General features: G+C 41.0%; 14 protein-coding genes. 7 read left to right on the forward strand and 7 right to left on the reverse strand.

Features of this window, described 5'->3' with window-relative positions; genetic code table 11:
* Positions 1-28 precede the first annotated feature (28 nt).
* Positions 29-2,407, forward strand: coding sequence for a GAF domain-containing protein (locus PQO05_RS22005; protein ID WP_273629603.1), 2,379 nt, complete (start codon positions 29-31; stop codon positions 2,405-2,407).
* Here the strand turns inward: PQO05_RS22005 and PQO05_RS22010 are convergent.
* Positions 2,404-4,986: a BamA/TamA family outer membrane protein gene (locus PQO05_RS22010; protein ID WP_273629604.1), complete on the reverse strand. Its 2,583-nt coding sequence runs from the start codon at positions 4,984-4,986 to the stop codon at positions 2,404-2,406. The two genes, PQO05_RS22005 and PQO05_RS22010, sit on opposite strands and share 4 nt — an antisense overlap.
* A 365-nt stretch (positions 4,987-5,351) precedes the next feature.
* Between PQO05_RS22010 and PQO05_RS22015 the strand changes: the two genes are divergently transcribed.
* The 6 genes from PQO05_RS22015 (at position 5,352) to PQO05_RS22040 (ending at position 12,955) form a co-directional block, all read left to right on the forward strand.
* Positions 5,352-5,714 carry a hypothetical protein gene (locus tag PQO05_RS22015; protein ID WP_273629605.1) on the forward strand — a complete coding sequence of 121 codons (363 nt, stop codon included), beginning with the start codon at positions 5,352-5,354 and terminating at the stop codon, positions 5,712-5,714.
* 19 nt (positions 5,715-5,733) lie between these two features.
* Positions 5,734-8,331, forward strand: coding sequence for a DUF5686 and carboxypeptidase-like regulatory domain-containing protein (locus PQO05_RS22020; RefSeq protein ID WP_273629606.1), 2,598 nt, complete (start codon positions 5,734-5,736; stop codon positions 8,329-8,331).
* 103 nt (positions 8,332-8,434) lie between these two features.
* On the forward strand, positions 8,435-8,890 hold the full coding sequence (locus PQO05_RS22025; RefSeq protein WP_273629607.1) for a MarR family transcriptional regulator: 456 nt from the start codon (positions 8,435-8,437) through the stop codon (positions 8,888-8,890).
* 201 nt (positions 8,891-9,091) lie between these two features.
* Positions 9,092-9,526 carry a hypothetical protein gene (locus tag PQO05_RS22030; protein WP_273629608.1) on the forward strand — a complete coding sequence of 145 codons (435 nt, stop codon included), beginning with the start codon at positions 9,092-9,094 and terminating at the stop codon, positions 9,524-9,526.
* Positions 9,527-9,867: 341 nt separating this feature from the next.
* Complete coding sequence (locus PQO05_RS22035) at positions 9,868-11,268, forward strand: sensor histidine kinase (protein ID WP_273629609.1); 1,401 nt, start codon at positions 9,868-9,870, stop codon at positions 11,266-11,268.
* A gap of 25 nt (positions 11,269-11,293) precedes the next feature.
* The gene (locus PQO05_RS22040; protein ID WP_273629610.1) at positions 11,294-12,955 is read left to right on the forward strand and encodes an NAD(P)/FAD-dependent oxidoreductase; all 1,662 of its coding nucleotides are present in this window, start codon (positions 11,294-11,296) and stop codon (positions 12,953-12,955) included.
* A 58-nt stretch (positions 12,956-13,013) separates the two neighbouring features.
* Here PQO05_RS22040 and PQO05_RS22045 read toward each other — a convergent pair whose 3' ends face one another.
* The 6 genes from PQO05_RS22045 to PQO05_RS22070 form a co-directional block, all read right to left on the reverse strand.
* Positions 13,014-15,245 (reverse strand): ATP-binding protein, encoded by a 2,232-nt coding sequence (locus tag PQO05_RS22045; RefSeq protein ID WP_273629611.1) that lies wholly within the window; start codon positions 15,243-15,245, stop codon positions 13,014-13,016.
* A gap of 347 nt (positions 15,246-15,592) precedes the next feature.
* Positions 15,593-16,834, reverse strand: a complete 1,242-nt coding sequence (locus PQO05_RS22050; protein WP_273629612.1) for a multiheme c-type cytochrome — start codon at positions 16,832-16,834, stop codon at positions 15,593-15,595.
* A gap of 152 nt (positions 16,835-16,986) precedes the next feature.
* Positions 16,987-18,513 (reverse strand): RagB/SusD family nutrient uptake outer membrane protein, encoded by a 1,527-nt coding sequence (locus PQO05_RS22055; protein ID WP_273629613.1) that lies wholly within the window; start codon positions 18,511-18,513, stop codon positions 16,987-16,989.
* A gap of 21 nt (positions 18,514-18,534) precedes the next feature.
* Positions 18,535-21,963, reverse strand: a complete 3,429-nt coding sequence (locus PQO05_RS22060) for a TonB-dependent receptor (RefSeq protein WP_273629614.1) — start codon at positions 21,961-21,963, stop codon at positions 18,535-18,537.
* A 242-nt stretch (positions 21,964-22,205) separates the two neighbouring features.
* Positions 22,206-23,228, reverse strand: a complete 1,023-nt coding sequence (locus tag PQO05_RS22065) for a FecR family protein (protein WP_273629615.1) — start codon at positions 23,226-23,228, stop codon at positions 22,206-22,208.
* A gap of 86 nt (positions 23,229-23,314) precedes the next feature.
* Complete coding sequence (locus PQO05_RS22070; protein WP_273629616.1) at positions 23,315-23,896, reverse strand: RNA polymerase sigma-70 factor; 582 nt, start codon at positions 23,894-23,896, stop codon at positions 23,315-23,317.
* Between the last annotated feature and the right edge of the window lie 194 nt (positions 23,897-24,090).

Here is a 24,090-nt window from a genome sequence, read left to right on the forward strand (position 1 = left end):
TTGCTTTTGATTTAATCTACAGCGTATTATGATACTTCCGCAGTTTCAGGATAACCCGTTTCTGATTAAGCTTTCATTTCATAAAATAGTTGAAAGCCTGGAAGAGATTGCGGCAAGCGACGGCAGTTTCCATGCCCGCAAGGCAGATATGCTGTTAAAAAAAGTAGCCCCGCACCCCGAACTGAGAGACGGCATTACAGAGGCGGCCCAAGTAGAAGCTAATAAAGACCTGATTCATCATTTACTGGATGAATTATTTCCGCCGATGTTATCTCTTAATGAGATCAAGGCCGTTAGCATCCCATTCTCGGGGATGTTGTTTAATTATACCCAACGCTTCCAAAATATATTGAAGGCAGCCGGACCAGATTTCGAGATCAATATCCGCGATTTTGATTATCACCAGTTTTATGTGATGAGCTGCTGTATTATTTTGAACCAGCATTACGGCACCAACCTCGATTTTAGCAAACCGCTATTTTACGATATACCCACAGCAGATGGCATTTTAAGGCATTATCGCATTTTATATAATGCCGATTTTCTGGAGATTACGCCGACTGAAAGATCTGTTAAATTAACGGATGAAGACATAACCCGGCTCATGGATAACTATGATGACCTGGATTTATGGAAGGAAAAATTCCCGCCGTTTAGCTGGGATCTGAAGGGCTTTGCCATCATGACTTTGTATGATGCCACAACAGAAAACGCGCTTTCTATTTTAAAAGGTACATTGTTGGGTAGTGCAACTGAGCCCGATCTGCATAAAAACCTGCAATCTATCTTCCGCTCTATTTTTAACATCCCCGATATGCGTATCGGCTTTACTGCTTACGAGCGTGAAGAAGCTAAGTTTACACATACCGGCTTAATTAATAAGCTGCCTAGCTATATTTTACCAGATGAGTTTGAGCGTGATTGCCGCGAAATTTTACGCAACGATTCGTACGAAATGCTGATTGATGAGCACAGATACCTCGTTGTATCTGATGTTTGTAAATTACTGAAAGAGGTACCCGAAAGTAATTTGCTAAAGCATTTTCAGGATCAGGATATTAAAAGCTTTATATTGGCGCCAGTTGTTAAAAATGGCAATTTATTGGGCTTAATGGAAGCCGTTTCGTGCCGGGTAAATGACTTTAATAGTGTGCGTGCAAAGAAACTGGATATTGTAATGCCTTTTATCGTAGATACGATAGACCGCAAGATCAATGAGCTACAAAACGAGATCCAGGCTGTTATCCAAAACAATTACACCACCCTGCACCCCAGCGTAAACTGGAAATTTAAGCGGGAAGCCAAAAACTATATCCTCAGCAGAAATTCGGGAATTGATTATACGCTTAAAGAAATCAGGTTTAAAGAGGTGTATCCTTTGTATGGGCAGATTGATATTAAAGACTCATCTGTTACCCGTAACATCAGCGTTAAAAACGATTTGACCACCCAGTTAAAAAACGTGTTAACCATACTGGAAGATTTGAGCCGTGAGAATCTGGCTAACATCGACGGCCAATTATTCTTCGACCTGAAGGATTTTATCGAGGATATTAACATCAGTATTAAGGCAGATACAGAACAGCAGGTACAAAGCTATTTACAAGCGAACGTTCATCCAATTTTCGAACAGGCTGCTCAATTTAGTCCTGCTATTAAAGCTGCTATTGATAACTGCCATACTAATACAGATCCGCTCAACGGCAAGTTTCACAGTAGCCGCCGCGATTATGATAATACGCTATTATTAATTAATGATAAGCTGGCTACTATACTGGATAAGCGGCAAATTGAAATTCAACATTACTTCCCGCACTATTTCGAACGGTTTAAAACAGATGGTGTAGAACATAACCTGTACATCGGCAACTCTATAACCCCAGGCAAAGGCTTTGATGAAACACACCTGCAACACCTGCGCTTATGGCAATTACAGGTACTTTGCGAAATGGCTATTGAAGAATATTATCTTAAAGATAAACTGCCATACCCATTGGGTGTAACCGGTTTGCTGTTGGTATTCAGCACCCCTATTTCTATCAGGTTCAGGATGGATGAAAAGCACTTTGATGTGGATGGAACCTATAATGCCCGCTATGAAGTAATTAAAAAACGGATAGATAAAGCGCACGTTAAAGACTCGATAGAACGGATTACCCAGCAAGGCAAAATTGTAATTGTATACTCCAAACACGAAGAAGCCGAGGAGTACAAAAAATATATTGCCATGCTGCAGGCCAAACGCATACTGGCCGAAACTATTGAGGAGTTTGAAATTGAAGATTTACAGGCCGTATCGGGCTTAAAAGCATTAAGGGTTACCGTACTATACGAGCACGCTCCTTGTGCCGATAATGCTTATTGTTACGACGACCTTTATGAACTGCTGAACGAGGTAAAGGCTTAAAATCTGAACCCGGCCGAGATATAAGGGTAAGTACCTTCTTTAGAAGCACCAACAACTGCCTGGATCATTACCAGTCTTGCGGGGCTAAACCAGATACCGCCGCCATAACCATCGTGCCATACATCCGATGATTCGCCCGGCGACCATACACGGCCTACATCATTAAACCCAACTATACCAATGGTCCCCGGCAATACGTAAGATTTAATGTAGAACAGTTTTAACCGCAGTTCGAAATTATTAAAAACCATTGTTTTGCCCGTAAAACGCCACAGGTAAAACCCACGCAGGTTCTGGCTTCCACCCAGTTTTAATTGTTGAAAATACTCGGCATTACCAAATGTGGTACCTCCGCCTATACGGTTAGCAATAACAAAAGTCGAATCCTTATCGGGGTTTAGATAAAAGCTAAACTCGGTTTGAACCTGGCTATAATTATGCTCGCCATTATTCACCCCCTGCATATCGTTTATTGTGGTGAGCCAGTAGATTCCCTTATGGGGATCAGATACTTTATCTCTTGTATCAACAGCAACCGTACCCACCAAACCGGCATAGGCATGCGTACCGAAAACCTGCTCATCAGGATGTTGCTGGTTATAGGTATACAGGAACCGATCATCGTTTTTGTCTTCTGAACCATTATATAGCATGCCCAGTAAGCCCCCGCTCACTGTCCACTTGCCGTAGGTATGCCTTAACCTTACATCGGCTGCCAGATAATCGTACACGCCACGATAATAGTGGATCTTTTTGTCGCCTTCATCTATAAACTGGCTGTTATTACCTACCCCAAAAAAGTTACTGGTATAGTTAGGGCCTTTAGAGAGTACGTTTACAATCAGATCAGATTTACCGGTTACCTGTTTAAACTCGCCATTATAATTCAGCATCAGTGAGTTGGTGCCGAAACCATAATTAACGATCAGGCTTTGTTTAAACGCGTAAGGATCTTTACGGAAGCCCTGTTTCTCGTAAATGAAATCGCCGATAAATTGTACGCCGTAATCTTTATTATAACTGCCCAGTATCAATGGTTGCAGGAAATTGTATTTAAAGCTTTTACTGTTGTATTGATTAACCGACGTATCTTTTGAAGTACGGATGTGTGCCTGTGACGATTTAGGCAGGTTATTCTTCTCGTCCGACCTGTCATACACATACAAGTTTCCCTTATCATGTACATTACTATCAATGGCAAAAGTATCCTCATCATCACCACCTATCATCCGCACTTTTATTGATGAGGAGTGCTCACCATGCACGGCAAACAAATCCTTACCATCAAAGCCATACAGCCTGATCTCGTCTGTAACCTTTGGATCGAAGGTTCGCTGGTAGGTGATCTTACCTTCCTTCTCGTCCTTATATTTATGAATGGTTACATTTAACTGCCCATCGGGTTGGTTGGTAATCTCAAACTTCTCCCGCTTATCAGATGCAGGGATTTCAACCACGGTAGAGATAAACTTGTAATATTTAATAGCCTGTTTATCCAAAATACTCCGGCGGGCAATTAAGTTTTTAATCAACTTTGGCCCGCTCAGTTTATAAATGGTATCGGGCATTTGCTTAATGGCCCTGGTAATTACCTCATCGGTGAGTTTGCTTTGCACATAAGCAATTTGCTCGCGCCAGTCTTTCTCATCCAGTCCATTCAAAAAGTACCGGTCGAAATACCGCGCATTCAAATTCCAGCGATTGATAGAGCGGATATGGTCGCGGTAATCCTGAAATTTAGCCATCAACAAATGACGTGATACCAGCCATGGGAATAAACCGTTCGCGCTGTTATAAACCTGGTCGCGGTCGCGGGGTACAGGTCTGTAGGTAATGTTGCCGTCATCATCCTTGTTGCGCTCCCAGCGCCATTGGTCTTCGTGGCGGTCCCAATCGCCCAGCAACATATCCAGCAAACGGGCACGCAGTACCAGTTTCTGGTCTACCCGGTTATCATTATCGTCTTTTAATTTCTTTTGTGCTTTGGGTGTATTATCGGTTTTCTCATCGCCCGGTTCACGCTCTTCAAACAAGAAAACCTGGTTGGCAAAATCTTTTCGAAACTGCCCAAGAGCCGGATCATCAGGCACATAAACTACCTGCGGATTGGCGTGTGGCACACCCAGTGCTGTAGCCATTGTTGGTACTGTTAATGCCGCAAACGGGTGTTCGGCCGAGATCTGATCCTGTATAATGGCCGCTGCTACAGTAGGACGCAGTGTTGGTGGAAGCACCGCATCAGGATATTTCTGAATAGTACGGATCACCCACTCCTGCCCGGTCGAATCTTGCAGCCGCAGGGATTTGGTTTGCATCCCCCCGCCTTTTTGCAAAATCTTCAGGCCGCCTTTTTCGTTCTCCAGCCTAAAAACTTTCATCTTAACCGGCGTAGCCCATAGGCTGCGGTAGTTTTCGCCAAAAAAGAAACGCTGAGATTTGCTCACACTATCATAACCAGGTTTTATGGCAACTTTTATGCTATCACCAATTATATGCGACTGCCCAAAGGCCGTGCAAAAAGTCCCGGTTAAAATAATGGATATGTAGAGTTTACGTAAACGTATATTATTCAAATGCATAAATGTTGACGATAAAAGGTAGCACAGGCACATTTTGTTTTTCTATCGCTTAATTTTTAGTTGCTCATCAGTAACACGCCATTACTAAGTTAAGTCAACTCAGCTTAATTTCAACAACATTTGTCACAACTAACAATCGAACCGAATATCCTTGTCCCCTAAATGGTTCGTCAATCGATATACGGTTGATAGTTTTTTTCAGTCTTAATTCTTGATTCAGCCAACTTTCCGGTCTTGATTCTTGTCTCTTGATTCTTGCTTCTAAATGTAAGTGTCATATCACTGTTAAAAACAATCAAAATCGTAAACTAAGTTGACTATATTAGTCAACTTAGTTTACCTTTGTATCATCAATCAGCAGGATAATGAAAACACTCGACTTACACCACAATGCACTACACGATTTCCCGGCCAAAGTTCAGGCATTACGCCATAAGCTTGCCGAGAAAGCATCGGTACAATTGCATTTGCCAAAAGTGAATTTTCATTTCAATGCAAAATCAACCCAACAGATCAAAACTTATTTAATGGATGCCGTTAAAGAAGGCCTTAAACAAAACCTGCTGGGTGCTGAAATCGATATGGAATTTGTTGTACTGTCTATCCGTACTTATGGTAGTGTTTTACTAAACATGGCCAGCCAGCCAAATCCGGTTAAACAACTACCTATGCATACAGAAAGCAGCCAAGCATACAGCAATTCTAGCAATACTGCTCTTTTTAACTAAACACGTTTCTCCCTCTATAATGAGTTCTATTTTTACTAAAAATTTCTATCGCGGCACTTTAACAGTGCTTTTTCTTTTAAGTACCACACTGTCTTTCGCCCAAAATACGGTAGTAAAAGGTACCGTGACCGATGCTAAAACCAAAGAAACCCTGCCTTATGTAACTGTAGTTTTTGCAGGCAGCACGCAGGGTATCAGTACAGACAATAACGGTAAGTTTAGCATATCTACTTCTAACGCCACTTATACACAAATCAAAATATCATTTGTTGGTTACAAAACCGTTGTTCGCACTATCGAACCCGGCAAAGAACAAACTATTAATGTTGCTATGGGTGTAGACCAACGTCTGCTGAACGAGGTGGTAGTAAAAGGCGGCAAAAAAGCCAAGTACCGTAACAAGGATAACCCAGCTGTTGAACTAATTCGCAAGGTTATTGCGCATAAAAACCAGAACCGTCTCGAGAGCTACGATTATACCGAGTACCAGCAGTATGAGCGGATGAACTTTTACCTGAGCAACCTATCGGATAAATTCAGAAACAAGCGTTTATTCAAAAACTACCAGTTCTTATTCCAGGAGCAAGATTCTACAGCCATTGGTGGTAAAACCCTGTTGCCTATTTATATGGAAGAAAAGCTTTCGCAAAACTATTACCGCAAAGCCCCTTTCGCCAAAAAGCAAATTGTAGAGGCTACCAAACAGGTTAAGTACGATGAGAATTTTATAGATAACCAGGGTTTATCTTCATACTTTAACCGCATTTATCAGGATATTAACATTTACGATAACAACGTATCGCTGTTAACCAACCAGATACTGAGCCCCATTGCCGATCACTCTCCCGATTTTTATAAATTCTTTATTACCGATACGCTGAAAGACCAGTCGCCGATGTTGATCGAGCTGAGCTTTACCCCGCGCAACACTAACGATTTATTGTTTGAAGGTAAGCTGTATGTTACGATGGATGGCAACTACGCGGTAGAAAACGCCGTGCTAACCGTTAATAAAAACATCAACTTAAACTTTGTTCGCCAGATGCAGGCTACCCTGGCATTTGAGAAAAATAGTGATGGCCGTTACCACTTAAGTCAAAGTGATTTGAAAATGGACTTCGGCCTCAGCAAAAATAAAGGCGGTGGTGTATACGGCGAGCGTAAAGTGATCCTGAATAAGTTTGCGATAAACACGCCTCGCCCAAAACAAACCTATGATGGTCCGGCGCAAGTTATAGCAGCAAAATCTGACGAGAAAGATGATGCCTATTGGAAAGAAAGCCGCCCGGACACCATACCGGCTGCCCAAGCCAATATCTACAAAAACATTGATAGCCTGCAAACCATCCCATCGTTTAAACGCACAATGGATTTGGTAACGTTGTTTGTTGCGGGTTATAAAAACTATGGCCCGTTTGAAGTTGGTCCGGTTAATACATTTTATAGCTTTAACCCGGTCGAGGGTTTCCGTCCCCGTATTGGTGGCCGTACTACGCCTACTTTCAGCAAACGTTATTATTTAGAAACTTATGTGGCTTATGGTACCAAGGATGAAAAGTTTAAATACTTTTTAAGCAGCACCTACTCTATCAATAACAAATCGATCTACTCTTTCCCCCAAAATTATGTGCGGGCAAGTTTTCAGCATGATACCAAAATACCGGGACAAGAGCTGCAGTTTGTACAGGAAGATAACTTTTTACTATCCTTTAAACGAGGTGAGAACGATATGTGGCTGTACAACGATATTTTCCGTTTAGATTATGTGCATGAGTATTTAAACCACTTCTCGTATAAAGTTGGCTTTAAAAAATGGGGACAAACTTCTGCCGGTTCATTGTACTTCCTGAACGGTTATGGTCACCTGCCTTCAAACCCGGATGATATAAACAGTAGCATCAGCAACGTTGACAGAATAAACATTACCGAGCTTAACCTCGAACTGCGCTACGCACCACACGAGCGTTTTTATCAGGGTAAACTGTATCGTATCCCAATCATCGATAAATACCCGATTTTTACATTACGTTACAACCAGGGCTTTGATGGCTTTCTGGGCGGTCAGTATAAATACTCTAACTTTACAGGTAACGTTAACAAACGTTTCTATGTATCACAATTGGGTTATACTGATGTTACTGCCGAAGGTGGTTATATTTTCGGTCAGCTGCCTTTCCCATTGCTGGATATTCACCATGCCAACCAGACTTATGCTTTGCAACTGCAATCGTACAACTTAATGAACTTCCTGGAGTTTGTGAGCGACCACTATGCCAGCATCAATATAGACCACTGTTTTAATGGTTTCTTCTTCAACAAAGTGCCTTTGCTTAAAAAATTGAAACTGCGTGAAATTGTAGACTTTAAAGGCCTTTGGGGTGGTGTGCGAAACGAGAATAACCCGGCTAATAACCCCAATTTACTGCAATACCCGGTTAACAGCGAAGGCGTTGCCACTACTCGTGCTTTGAGCAATGGCCCGTATTTAGAGGGTAGCGTTGGTGTGGGTAACATATTTAAAGTATTGCGTTTAGATATGGTTAGGCGTTTTACTTACCTGGATGACCCGGATGCACCAAAATGGGGTTTAAGAGCATTTGTTAAATTCGATTTTTAATGCTTAACTTGGTAAACTAAGTTGACTAACCATCGTATAAAAGGCCGCAGCCAAAACAACTCTGCTATTTTGTTGTAAAGCTAAGGCCCCAATAACATCAAGTATGGAAACGAAAAGCACAGACAGAATTGCTGCAAAGCTTGTATATATACTAAAGCGACTGACCGACGAGTGGATCAATAAACAGCTTTGCTGCGGAGATCAGCCCTGCTTTAACTATTCGCACCTGCCGCTATTTATGAGTGTGGGCACCGAAGGCATATCAAACAGCGCCCTTGCCGAGCGGCTAAATGTGACCAAGCAGGCCACCAGTAAAATAATTAAAGAACTGGAGGCCATTAATATGGTTAAAAGTGATAAAAGCGAAACCGATGCCCGCTCAATGATTATCAGACTAACACCCGAGGGTGAAGGTTTTTACAACCACATTAAATCGCAAATATTAACGTTGGAAGAACAATACAAGAAACTGGTTGGCGCTAAGAACTACGAAATTGCGATTGATGTAATGCTGAAACTCATCAGCTTCCACGAAACACAGAACTTTAATTGCGGATAACTTTTTATTTAGGACATAAATTTCATCTACCTAAATACCCCTTATTAATGTTAGAAGTGGTAGCACTGTCACTGCATTCCCCTAAATTAGGGGAACACTACTATCAGTGCAACTTGCCAAAACGTTAATAAGGGGTAGAATCTACGCAAAGAGATTTTAAGTAATTATTCTGATAATTTAATCGCGTTAATATTCACCATTATGCTCTTCGACCCTGAAAACCCAATCAACAAACTTTGTGCAGAAGGAATGATGGCCGAAGGAGAAGCGGATCCGGAGAAAGCGGCAAACCTGTTTCAGCAGGCCTGGCATGAAGCTACCGAAGCTGTAGAAAAACTCACCGCTGCCCATTATCTCGCCCGGCACCAAAATAATGTGGCCGATAAATTAAAATGGGATGAAATAGCATTAAGTTTTGCATTGAGCATATCCGGCGAAGAAATTAAAAGCGTGTTTCCTTCGCTATATTTAAACATCGGCAAATGTCATGAGGATCTGGGCAACTTTGCTAAAGCGTTTGAGAATTACCTATCAGCATCAAACTTTACCCAATATTTGCCCGATGATGGTTTTGGCAACATGCTTAAAGCCGGTATCAATAAAGGAATAGAGCGCGTGCAACCGAATGTGGGTTGAAGCACAAGTATATTTTTCAATATTTCTTTTTTATAATATTCTTTATACATTTGCCCTGCGCACACGCCCATTGTGCCTGCATTATATATCATCATATAATACCCAGCAAGCCCCCACACCCGGTATTATATTTATATTTCGCCAGCCCTGGCTCATCAAAATATAAATTAACGACAATTTAATATAGCCAGATGTAACAATGCGGTAAACTTGTGTGTCTATAAAACTATTGAAATTTATTATTGAATTATTTTTCTAATACTCTGCTTATCTTGCAGTAAAACTATAACTAATCTACCATAAATGCCTGTTGTGGCATTTTAAACATAAAATATTCTATTATGCAGCCCTGTACTATTGAATTATTACAAAGTTTTGAGCCTCTTTCCGGCGTACCAACCGATCAATTACAATGGTTATTGGATGTTGGCACCTGCCATGAATTTACCGTAGGCGAAAACATTTATGAAATTGGCGATACTTTTACGGCCACCAATTTCCTGTTGTACGGCAAATTCAATGTGTGTATACAACAAGGCAAGCAAATTAATGAGATCGGCATTTCAGAACCGGGTACCATTAGCGGTTACTTGCCGTACTCGCGCGGTACATCATCAATAGTACGTGTTACCTGCGTGCAGGATGCCATTGTACTGTCGGTGTCTATAGAAGATATTAAAAAGGCCACCCACCTGTACTTCGAATTAACTGAGGCGCTCGTACACACCATGATAACCCGTGTACGTTTTGCAACCACACGCCAGCAGCAATATGAAAAAATGTTTGCCCTGGGCAAGCTATCGGCCGGTTTAGCGCATGAGTTGAATAACCCTGCTGCAGCTATTGGCCGTAATGCTTCGTCACTTTCGGAACTGTTGAAGAATATACCGAAGATCTTTAAGCAGACCGCCGGGCTGAAACTCGACAATGCACAGATGGAAATTTTCCAGGAAAGGCTGCATGAGATCATCGACCGGGAGCAGGTTGAGGAATTAAGCATGCTCGAGAAATCATCCCTCGAAGATGAACTAACTGACTGGCTAATGGATCACCAGATTGATGATTATACCTTTGCCGAAATACTGGTAGACTATGGCTTTACCATTGCCGACCTGGATTACCTGGCCGAAATTCCACCGGATTATGCTTTGGTGCCTGTATTTAAATGGCTGAGCTATCACCTCACTACGAGCAAAATTGTAAAGGAAATTGCAGAAGCATCAAGCCGCATCTCTGAACTGGTTGGCGCGGTTAAAAACTTCAGCCACATGGATCGAGGTGGCGATAAGCAATACATCAACATCCACACGGGTTTAGAGAGCACGTTAACCATGCTCAATTATAAAATTAAAAAAGCCAGCATAGAAGTGGTACGCGATTTTGCTACCGACCTGCCATTGGCCAAAGCCCTGGCAGGCGAGCTAAACCAGGTTTGGACGAACATTATAGATAACGCCATTGATGCCATGGCTACAAACGGAAAAGGCACATTAACCATCAACACCAAAAAAGAACGCAACAGTGTAGTAGTAACCATTACAGACAATGGCCCGGGTATCCCAGAGGAGATCAGCTCCATGATATTCGACCCATTTTTTACAACAAAAGAAATAGGCAAAGGAACCGGCCTTGGGCTCGATGTTGTAATGCGCATCATCGATCAGCACCATGGTTCGGTTAAATTAAAATCCGAGCCGGGCAATACATCCTTTATAGTATGTATCCCAATTAACGAAAAGTAGTACCTATCTAAAACAATCCCTTACCATGAAACAACCCATTATATTTTCTATAGATGACGATAACAGCGTATTAAGGGCAATTAGTCGCGATTTAAGAGTTCAATATCATAACGAATACCGCATATTAAGCACCACATCTGCCAACGAAGCTTTAGCCAGTTTGGTAGAACTGAAAAACAAAGGCGAAGTGGTAGCCATGTTTATATCAGACCAACGTATGCCGGAGATGGAAGGCGTAGACTTTCTCACCAAAACCATTGAGTTTTACCCTGATGCCAAACGCATATTGCTTACGGCATATTCTGATACCGATGCCGCCATAAAAGCCATCAACGAGGTTAAGCTTGATTATTACCTGAGCAAACCATGGGACCCGCCACAGGAAAAATTGTACCCTGTTGTTGATGATTTACTTGATGACTGGCAAAGCCACTACCGCCCCGATTTTAGCGGTATTAAGTTAATAGGTTATAACTTTTCGCCTAAAACGCACGATGTTAAATCGTTTTTAACAGGCTACCTTATACCCTACCTGTGGATAGATGTAGATACTGATGAGGGCAAGCAAATGCTATCCATCAATAATATTGACCCTAAAACCCTGCCTGCCATTATTTATGCTGATGGCAAGGTAAAAACCTGCCCTACTATACAGGAAATTGCAGAAACCATCGGCCTTAACTCTAAAGCTAAGAGCGAGGTTTATGATGTAGCCATTATCGGCGCAGGCCCTGCGGGTTTAGCTGCTTCGGTATATGGCGCATCAGAAGGCTTGAAGACTTTGTTGATCGAACGTAAATCACCCGGCGGCCAAGCCGGAACCAGTTCGAGGATTGAGAACTATTTAGGTTTCCCTACGGGATTAAGTGGTTCAGACCTTACTCGTCGTGCCTTAACACAGGCGTCACGCTTTGGTACTGAGTTTTTAACGCCACAATCTGTAAAAGACATCAGCTTTAAAGATGGTTATAAGATGATAACAATGGATGATGATTCAACTATTACCACAAAAGCCATTGTAATAACCACCGGCGTTGATTACCGCAAACTGGATACACCGGGCATCTCAAACTTTACGGGAGCCGGCGTTTACTATGGTGCTGCTACTACAGAAGCATCGGCCTGCTGTGATAAAATGGTTTATGTGGTGGGTGGCGGCAATTCTGCCGGCCAGGGTGCTATGTACCTGTCTAAATTTGCCAAGCACGTTTACATCATTATCCGCAAGCCTGATCTGTCATCAACCATGTCATCTTATTTAATTGACCAGATTAAACAGGTAGATAACATCACCATCCGTGGCTGCTCTGAAATTAAGGAAGCCAAAGGCTCGGCAGAAAGACTGGAAGAATTAGTTATTGAAGACCTGAACAATGGCACTACCTCTACAGAAGAAGCGGCAGCACTTTACATCTTCATCGGTGCCAAACCTTATACAGACTGGCTTTGTGATGCCATTATCACTGATAACCGTGGCTTTGTAGAAACAGGCTCGGAACTGAAACGCAACGAGAAGTTCAGCAAACTATGGAAATCAAAACGTGATCCATATTCGCTGGAGACCAGCTGCCCAGGCATATTTGCCGCAGGCGATGTGCGTGCCGGAGCCATGAACCGTGTAGCATCTGCCGTAGGTGAAGGCTCAATGGCCATCAGCTTTGTACATAAATATTTGGCCGAGATTTAAATTGCAAATTTTAATTAGAACGGTCCCCATTGTTTAACAACAGTGGGGATCGTTTTTTTTATCCTTCCAGCACATCCCCATTAGTTGTGTTCTGGCTCAGAAACTTATCGGTTTGTGTGTATTTGTTCTTTAAGCCCTGGCTTATCTTCTCAATAAGGTCCCGTTCATTAAATGGTTTTAATACAATGTCATCAATACCTGCTTTGAAATAAGCATCCCGAGCCTCTTTCAATACATTAGCTGTAAACGCGATGACCGGCATTTCTGCCTTTAATGAATTAGGCGATTGCCTGATTAACGATAATAATTCTAACCCGCCCATTACCGGCATTTGTATATCGGTAAGCACCAAATCGTAAGTATACTCCTCAAATAAATTGAAAGCTTCCTGGCCATTGTAAGCAATATCGCAGGTTATTTTCCATTTCTTCAATATGGTTTTGGCCAGTAATACGTTTAGCTCATTATCTTCAACCAATAACACGTGGGCACCGGTTACAAGGTTGGCTAAATCTTCCGTACTTATTTGTTGTGCTTCAACACAATCTGCCTTGTCGGCTATGGTAACAGGTAACTCAAAACTAAATACCGAGCCTTTATTTAGCTCGCTGATTACTTTAATACGGCCGCCTTGCAACTCAATGATCTTTTTACAGATAGCCAGTCCCAAACCCGTTCCTTTATGGCGGGTTACTTTTTGTGCTTCATCCACCTGCGAAAATTCATCGAATATGGTAGGCAGATCATGCTTTTTGATACCGATGCCTGTGTCTTTTATCCGCACTTTTAATACCGCCTTATCATGCCTTTTGTGCATTAGTTTGGCTTGCAATAACACTTGCCCTTTGGGTGTAAATTTTATGGCGTTAACCAACAAGTTCATCACTACTTGTTTTAACCGCAACATATCGCCGCTAATACACAAATCTTCATCCAATAAAATATCCTGCTTTAAGATCAGCCCTTTTTTTGCAGCCTGGATCTCTACCGCATTCAAAACATCATTTAAAACGTTATTAAGCATAAAAGGCTGCTGCTCGAAAGTCATCTTCCCGGTTTCGTATTTCGAGAAATCCAGGATTTCGTTAACAACCTCCAGTAACATCTGCGATGAGCTCCTGATGGCGTTGATCTGCAACGTTTGATCGGGATTAAGCTTACCCGATGCCAGCTGCTCAGAAAATCCGATTACCGAATTAAGTGGCGTACGAATTTCATGACTCATACTGGCCATAAACATGCTTTTATTGTTGGCATATTGTTCGGCCTTTTCTGAATGAGCGATGATAGCAACCTCGTTATTAAATATTTTCCAGATGTTATAAAACACCGCGATCAGCAACAATATGAGAGCCACTATGGTAAACTTCGAAAGGTAGTTGTACTCTTTAAAAACACTGCTCACCTTATCGGCAAGCTCGGCCTTACTATCTGCAGCATATTTTATCTCCAGTGCCTTATACTTGTTCAGCTCAGATACAATATCAATAATCAGGTTATTGTTGATCAGCAATATGTCGCGCTCATCTTTCCGGAGATCTGTATTGGCAATATTAAGCTTATGATGGTTTCTGTATGTTTTTTTAGCAATAGCATTATAAGTAATACCCGATTGTACGATAGTTTTGGTCAGGGTATCCCGCTTTACAATAACCGGTGCATTGGTTGTTACCTGTTCAGCTTTTTTGTTTTTGCCTGAGATTGCAGAGAATATCCGCCCAAAAAACTTTCTTTTCTTAGGTGTAGTAACTGTAACTACAGCCGGTTTAATCGTATCAATATGTACGATAGTTTTTGTAGTTCTGATTACCGGTGCCGATTGTTTAGCAGGTGTATAACTCAGCATGCTATCAATCTTCAGGGTCGATTTAATCAGGCTGTCAGTTAATGATGTTAGCCTGATATAGTTACTTGTTTTTTCCTTTTTTTGGCTTATCAAACCATTGAGTCTATCGGCCTTTAAGGCTGGTATTTTATTATCATCAAATTTAATTTCAGCCAATTGGGTACTTAATTTACTAAGCTGTGCCGAAAAAAGATTGGCGTACTTTTTATCGCCGGTAATTGCATAGAGCCTGCTGTTATTATCAGCACTGTAAAGGTTTAGCAGGCAACTGTCAACAATATCCGAATTGGCACGGGCGGTAAGTAACTTACCAATTTTGTAACGCAATTGCCGCGCACTGTCGTAACGCATGTAAAGGTAAAAAGCTCCCGAAAAAAGAATAGTTACCAGCAATACAATCAGGCCATAACGCAATACAGGTATCTTCTTTGAGTTTTTAATCATTATCATAATGCCTGGGTAATTAATGGGATCAAAGCTCCGCCGAAGATCAATTACGCCCCCCCAGCGGCACTATATTTATTCATCAAGGCAAACAGTAGGGCAACAGGATTTTAAATCGTTTGGTTTTTACAGGCTTATAGCCGTAAGTTGTTAAGGTGATGAATCAGCAACAGAAACAACAAATTAGGAAGGGCATAAAAAAAGCGTCCCGGCTCTCAACCCGGGACGCAACAATTACCAATTAAATGATAATCAACTAAAATCCGGACCAATCTCACTCAGTCCTTACTCAAGCGTTTCTCAGGCGCTAAAGATCTTATGTACAATCACTTATAAGCGATTTAGTTTTATTTTTCTTGTTCCTTTATAAAAGCCGCAATTTTCTGCGATTCCTGGGGATAAACGGCAATATGATGTGTGCGTACCATATAAGGCACAATCATTTTACCCCCCGAGCCTGCAACCGTAATAAGGTTTGATGGCTTTAAAGGCATGTGGCAATCAATGCAATTATTTTTAATTACAGCACCTAATTTTGGCGCCATAGTGCAGAAATTATGTTTGGCTTCGCTATGGCAAACCATGCAGCGTTGCGAATAAACAGCCATGTTAGCACTTTCATTAACGTGCGTATTATGGCAATTGCTACAATCCATATTGCTTTTTATGAAGCATTGACTGGTTGCCAGCAGGCCATTTTGGTTGCCGTGCACATCAAGTGTTGGCGGGTTGGGATCTTCAGGTAAAAAATTTGGCTCTTTAAATTTAGCAAGGGTATCGCCCATCTTAAATTTAAATGCCGAGGTCTGAAATTGCTCCCTGCTGCTGGAGTGGCATACCCCGCATGCATCCAGTTTTTGTGACCGGGTTAATGCCGAAAATTTAGTAATATACTTTGCTACCTTCTGCTCCGGGAATTCGGTATGGAAGTTAACATGATTGGCTCCTGGACCATGGCAGCGCTCACAATCAATACCCATAATGAGTGATGATTTATCAAAAGCCGCTACGTGATGAAGGCTTTGAGTTTGCTGCGGTGCATCATTGATGTAAGAACTGTGGCATTGAAAACAACGCGATATAATGGGTCTGCTGTAATCTGCCACATCCCCATCATAACCGGGGCTGATAGTCCAGTTATGCAGGCCATTGAAATAAGATATGGGCAGTTCGTGAGGTTCATTACCTTTCCAAAAAATGTATGTTTGTGCCTTTGAGCTACCAAACACAATATCAAATGGCTGCGACTCTATCTGCTTACCTTTTAAATAAGCAGTTTGGTATAAGCCGGCGTGAAGCTTCTCCATTACCACTTTCAAACTGTCGTTATAAACAACAGTGTTTGAATCTTTATTAAAACTACCCTGAATATTTTTTAATGAAGCCGGCCTCGAACTAAAGTAATGAGCTGTGCCTAAAAACGAGTGTGAAATATCTTTATGGCATTTTACACAACTTGCAGAGCCTGCATATAATTCTCCACGCGGATCGGTAGCTTTCTTATCAGAATTATTAAAACATTGAGAAAAAATGAGTGTAAGCGGAAGCAGAAATACAGCCGCAATACGTAATACTCTTTTTTTGCTCATGGTAGATAAATACAAGACACTAAATTATTGATTTTCTGACTGATGCAGAAAAAATCATTTGAAGAAACTTTCAATGTGTTTATACGACACATTACGGTTATATAAATAAAAAAACTGCCGGATAAAACCGGCAGTTTTTCATTTATGATGGATTAATATCCTTTGTTTTGTACTAATACAGTGTTATTAAGCTCATTAAGCGGGATTGGTAAAATTTCGTTTTTACCAGCAGTAAAGTGCTTAGATGTACCCAATACAGTTGGAGCAAGGCCCCATCTAACTAAGTCGAACCAACGGTGGCCTTCAGTAGCTAACTCTAAACGGCGTTCGTTTTGGATATTAGCTAAAGTAGCTGCTACAGCAGGTAAACCAACACGTGCACGTACAGCGTTTAATAAAGCTGCTGCACGGCCTGCATCACCCGCACCTTGTACTAATGCTTCGGCTTCCATCAGGTAAGTATCCGCTAAACGGATCTCAATGTAATCGTTAGGGAAGTTAAGCTCTGTGGTACCTGTTGCTGCTTTATATTTCAACAACGGTGCATACTTTTGGATAAAGTAACCAGTGTTCTGGTAACTTGCCTGGTAAGTAGCATTGTTAGCTTTAGCTAAACTATCAATATTAACAATGGTATAACCATAACGTGGGTCGCCTTTCATAGCGGTAGCTAAATCGGCAGTTACCGGGTTAAAGCCCCAACCTGCCCAATAAATAGGGCCAGTATAGCTTCTTGCGCCTATCATTTGTGAATAAACGCTCGATTTAAACTGGTTCCAGTTACCCCAGCTGTAGCTTTGGGTACCTGTGCGCTCAATCTCGAAAATAGACTCGCTGTTAAATTTATGATCCGGGCTGAAAATATCACCGTAGTTAGCCATTAAGCGGTAACCGTAAGTGCTTGTACCGCCAGGTGTACCATTTACATCAGCAAACATGGCAGCAGCCTGGGCGTATTTTTTCTCGTACAAATAAACTTTACCAAGCAATGCTTTTGCAGCACCTTGTGTTACGCGACCATACTCTGCAGGTACAACTGTAGTCGGCAGGTTAGGGATAGCAGCAGTAAGGTCGGCTTCTACCTGTGCATAAACTGCATCAGGGGTTGCTTGTTTCTGGGTATATAACTCAGAGCTTGTAAGTGGTGCCAGAATTAAAGGTACATTTTGAAAAATACGTACCAGATCGAAATAATAGTGACCACGTAAAAACTTAGCTTCAGCAATATAACGGCTTTGTAAAGCAGTTGTTAAGCCGGTTATTGAGTTGTTACCTACAATTTTGCTTAAAATTAAATTGGCGTGGTTTACACCTGTAAAGTTAATGTTCCAGAATTCGCCTTGCGGGCCAACTGCCGGGGTTAACAGGCGCATATCATTCATGGCCTGCCAGGTGTTTTGATCTGAAGACGAGCCACCACCTGCAACGCAATCATCAGATGCTGCGTTAAGCGGGCCAAGCGGGTCTGAATAAGTATTATCAGAACCACCGGTTTGTGTATTCAACGGATCGTAAGCTGCTACTAAACCAGCGTAAACCTGATCTGCAGTTTGGTAATAGTTTGATTCAAGAGATTGACCTTTAGGGGTTAACTCCAGGAACGATTTTTTACATGACGCCAAAACACTTACTGTGCTTATTAAAGCTAATGCGCCGTACTGTATATATCTTTTTTTCATTTTGTCCAATTATTAATTGATTTACAGTGTAATGTCAAGACCTACTAAGAATGAACGTGATTGTGGATAGATACCTCTATCTACACCAAATATTCCGTTACCGTTAACATCACCAACTTCAGGATCAAATCCTTTGTAACCGGTAATAGTTACCAGGTTGTTGCTGCTTAAATAAACCCTTACGCGTTTAATATCTGCTTTAGTTAACCATGCTTTAGGCAGGTTGTAACCAATTTGAGCAGTTTTGATGCGGAAATAAGCACCGCTTTGCAGATAGAAATTTGACGGGTTTTTTAAGTTGCCGTTAGGATCTGAATCTGATAAACGTGGGTAATTGCTTGATGGGTTAGCCGGGCTCCATGCATTTAATGCTGCGATTTCGTAGTTAGCGGTTGGCAAATCTAAACGACGGTAAGCCTGGAATATTTTGTTACCCCAAACACCCTGACCAAAGATTTTGATATCGAAACCTTTGTAATCAGCATTGAAGTTTACACCATAAGTCCAGGTAGGAAGCGGGCTTCCTAAGAATTTACGGTCGTTGTTATCAATTTTACCATCACCATTAATGTCTTCCCATTTAAAGTCGCCTGGTTTTGCATTTGGCTGTATCATTGTACCATTGTGGGTGTAAGCGTTAATTTCTGCCTGAGATTTAAAAGTACCTAACTCATTAAATCCGTAGAAAGAATTAACCGGCTGACCAACTATTGTACGTTGCAAAGGATAAGCTGATCCCTGGAAGTTTCCATTATCATAAAAAGGAATTGTACCCAGGTAGCTTACGTTGTTTTTGTTATAAGAGATGTTACCACCAACATTATAGTTAAATGCACCTACGTTGTTTTTGTAATTTAACTCTAACTCAATACCCTTATTTTCAAGGTTACCTACGTTTGCAGTTGGTGAAGCAGTATAGCCAGTATAACCTGGTACAGGAACTGCCTCAAGCATACCTTTGGTTAATTTACGATAAACATCAATTGTAACATTCAGGTTGTGTGCTAATACCGCATCCAAACCGATATCAGTGGTGTGTACAGACTCCCAACGCAAATCTGGATTTGAAGGGCTGCTGGTACTGTAACCAATACCTAACTGATCCTGACCAAATACATAGTTATGACCACTGCCTACAATTGAAGTATATTGGAAAGTACCTAATGATTGCTCATTACCTACAGAACCATAAGAACCTCTTAGTTTCAGGAAGTCAACAAATGTATCTTTCGGAAAGAAACTTTCTCTTGTAACAACCCATCCAACTTCAGCACCAGGGAATGTACCATAAATGTTGTTACTACCAAATTTAGAAGAACCATCGCGACGGATGATACCTGTAAATAAGTAACGCTCATCATAATCGTAAGTAACACGGCCAAAAGTTGAAGCTGTATGGTAAGGCTGGTTCTCGTAACCTGAAGCAACTCTGTTAGCTGCCGGTAATGAGAAGTTAAATGAAGCCTGATCATAAGAAGTTGCAGGGATGTTATTGTAAGTGCCACCCAAACCAACTTCGCTTTGCTCCTGGGCACTTGTACCCACTAATACGCTGAAGTTATGTAAACCTATTGTTTTACTGTAAGTAGCTGTGTTATCCCAATTCCAGGTTAAGTTACGGTTGCTGCCTCTGTATTCAGACTGGTTGGTTGTATTGCTGTTGTTTGAGTTTAAGTAGTAAAGCGGAGTATATGATTCGCTACCAAAAAAGGCTTGCTTACCATTAATCTGCGTTTTAATTTTTAAACCTTTGATGGGTTCAATTTCCACAAATGCATTACCTAACAAGTTGTGCGACCAATTGTAGTTACCCTGGATAGTTTGAGCATAAGCCATTGGGTTGGTTATCTCGTTACCTACATAAGGAGAAATACCGTAAGGTATGCCTGCACCATTTTTAACTGCATACTGGTTATAACCGGCAGCAATTGATTGGTTGGTTTGTAAAACAGGAGTAATTGGATCAAGGTTTAATGATGAACTTAACGGACCACCAAACTCACTGTTTGTATTGAATGAACCCTGGCTGTTAGTGTAAGTATAAGTAAAGCTTTCACCTACAGTAAGCCATTTTTTAATTTTTGAATTGGTGTTTACTGCAAAGTTGTAACGTTTGTAGTTAGATTGATCTTTTAAAACGATACCGTCCTGATCTAAATAACCAAAAGATACGTAGTAAGTTGATTTATCTGTACCACCAGAAATATTTAGGTTATGGCTTTGAATTAAAGCATTGTTGCTAAATATTTCGTTTTGCCAGTTTGTACCTGTACCGTATTGAGCCGGGTTACCAAAAGGAGCTGCACCGCCATCATTAGTAACAGACTGGTTTCTTAAAGTAGCATACTGGCTTGCATCAGCAAGTTTAACTTTGCTAACAGGGCCTTGTACACCGACATAACCGCTGTAGCTTAATTGAGGCGCACCAGATTTACCTTTTTTGGTAGTAACCAATACAACGCCCGATGATGCACGTGAACCATAAATAGCTGCAGATGCATCTTTCAATACCTCGATTGATTCAACATCGTTAGGGTTAACGTTATCTAAACCACCGTTTAATACAACAACACCATCAATTACATATAATGGGTTACTGTTGTTGATAGATGTAATACCACGGATACGGATTGTTGGAGACGAACCCGGTGCACCGCTGCTTTGTACAACATTAACACCAGAGGTACGGCCTTGTAAAGCCTGATCGATACGGGTTACTTGCTGATCCTGGATGTCTTTTGCACCTACGTGGCTGATAGCACCGGTTACTACACTTTTCTTTTGTGTACCGTAACCAATAACAACAACCTCGTTAAGGGCTTTAACATCAGCAGCTAATACAACATTGATAACGGTTTGCGTACCAACAGTAATTTCTTTAGGAGTATAACCTAAAAATTGTACTACTAATACAGCGTTAGGGCCGCTAACATTTAATTTGAATGTACCATCAACACCTGCGCTTACACCATTGGTTGTACCTTTTTCGGTAACAGTTGCACCAATGATAGGTAAACCTGCATCGTCTGTAATTTTACCTGTTACGGTATTAGCTGCAGCGTTTTGAGTTTCTGTAGCAGTTGTTTCTGTTGTAGTTACAACACCAGTAGTTGCAGGGGCAGCACTCTCATCGGCTTTGCCAAGAACAATCCTGTCTTTCATTACGCTGTACTGGATACCGTTTGTAGTTAACACCTGGTCCAGCACTTCTTTAAGCGGCTGGTTTTTGAAATTAACCGATACCCTTTTAGTAACGTCTATTGAGTTTTTGCTGTATATAAATTTAACGTTATCTGTTTTTTGCAGATAATTTAAAACATCCAGTAAATTGGTATTTTCCAGAGATACAGTTACTGTTTTCTCCAGCATGTTTTGAGCCTTTAAAGGGCTGGCATAAGTAATGCCGCTAACCATCGCGGTTATCACTATTTGGCTTAAAGTAATCTTCATGATTTTACACCACGGAATTGGCCTTCGTAAACTTAATTGCATATATTTGTTATGTTTCTATGTTAAAAATGAGACAATTAAAGCCCATACACCATCTAATGGTGTCGTTCGCAACGGGGCTTACTTAAAGCTTAGGAGTGCTCGCAACACTTCTAAGTTTTTTTGTTTTATTGGAGTTGGATTTCCCTTCAGGTTTGTAGTTTATTCTTCATAAGCGTTTATTATTTGGGTAAACTAATTGGTTATATAAGTTCTATACTATCTTTTTTGATCTGGTAATTTACATTGAGCGTCTTTTTAAGCGCTTCCAATACATCGGCCATGTTAAAGCCAGCCAAATCAGCCGTTAAAACATAATGGTTTATTTTAGCACTGCCTGCTTTAATGTGTACATGGTAGGTAGCATTAAGCACAGGTATAATTTCATTTAACGGCTTATTATCGAATGAGAGGTTAACCCTGTTCCAGATCTGTAAAGCTGGCTCGTTAACAGCTTCCTGCATTTTTAATACATGCTGAGCTACCAGGCAAATCACTTTCTGGTGCGGGTAAAGCATCACCTCACCTTTCTCTAATTTTAATGAAGCAACATGGTTTGATTTAATAGCTACAGAAACCTTACCCGTTAATACAGATACATCGGCCTGGTTACTTAATGCATTATCGCGTACCAAAAAACTGGTGCCCCAAACTTTGGTTATCATAGCGTTGCTATTGATAATAAATGGGCGTTTAGGGTTTTTAGATATTTCGAAAAAACATTCGCCTTGCATCGAAACGTTTCTTGATGCGGCAGCAAACTTTTCAGGGAATCGTAATTGCGAATGCGGGCTTAACCAAACCGAACTATGATCGGGCAGGTTTGATTTGTATATCTGATTAGAATTGTTGGTTACAACAATGATGTGCTTTTCAGGATCGGGCCCATCAGATGCGTTTTTTATTTTAGCAGTATAAAGCATCGCAACTGCACCCAATACAAAAATTACAGCAGCCGCACCGGCAAGTTTATACCATATGCCAACATTACGCGTTATTGGCTGTATAGGGGCTTCGGTTTCGCCTTCTGCCCTGGCTATATCGAAAAGTATTTTTTGGTACAGATGTTCTTCCAGCTCTTGCTCTTCAGCGAAACTCATGTCAGAAATACCATCAGGCTCATGTTCAAAAGAGGCATACCATTGTTTTACCAATGTTTGCTCCGCTTGTGTGCATTCGCCCTTAATATACTTCTCCAGTAATTCTACGGGTACAGGTTTCTTCATGAAAAGAAAATAATTCGGTTATAATAAAGAGATGACGTTTCAAAACAACGTACCCCCCAAAAGAAAATTAAATATTTTTAGATTTTTTATCTGAGCAGTAATGCAACCACAATTACAAGGTAATGGCTAAGGCCGTGACGCAATCTTTTAAGCGCATTGGTTAAGTGGTTTTCTACTGTTTTTTCTGAGATGCTTAATTGCAGTGCAATCTCTTTGTTGCTTTTATGCTCTTTACGGCTCAGTTCATATACAGAGCGGCATTTATCGGGCAACTGGCTTACTTCGTTTTCTATAGTGTAGGTAAGCTCTTTCAGCATAATCTCGTTTTCGGTAGAGTTATCTACCTCCGAATGCAAAATTTTAAAAGCTTCCTGGTATTTTGTACGGATAGTTTCTTTACGGAACTGATCAATAATACGATGGGTAATAGCGGTGTGTAAATACCCCCCAACTGTAGTATTAATTTGCAACTGGCTTCTTTTAATCCACAGGTTGGTAAAAACCTCCTGTACAATTTCTTCGGCCAGTTCTTTACTTTTTAAACGCTTATAAGCGTCACTGTATAGTCTTTTCCAGTGGCGTGCATAAATCTCCCTGAACGCATTAAGCCTGTCTTGCCGTAGCAATCCCATCAATTCATCTTCAGACAGCTTAGTAAAATCGGTCATTTCGTAGATAGCAACAGGATGTTATGTTAACAAAAAATTAAAACAGTTTGCAAAACTCAAAAAAAATCAGGGGATTAACAATCTATTGAATGTAATAATTTGACAATCCCGGTCATTTTTTAACGATTATGCAATGTTGATATTGTACTTGTTTTTGTTACAAAAGTATCATTCTGCACTTAAAATGGTGTATT

Source organism: Mucilaginibacter jinjuensis (genome assembly GCF_028596025.1).
Classification (GTDB): Bacteria; Bacteroidota; Bacteroidia; order Sphingobacteriales; family Sphingobacteriaceae; genus Mucilaginibacter; species Mucilaginibacter jinjuensis.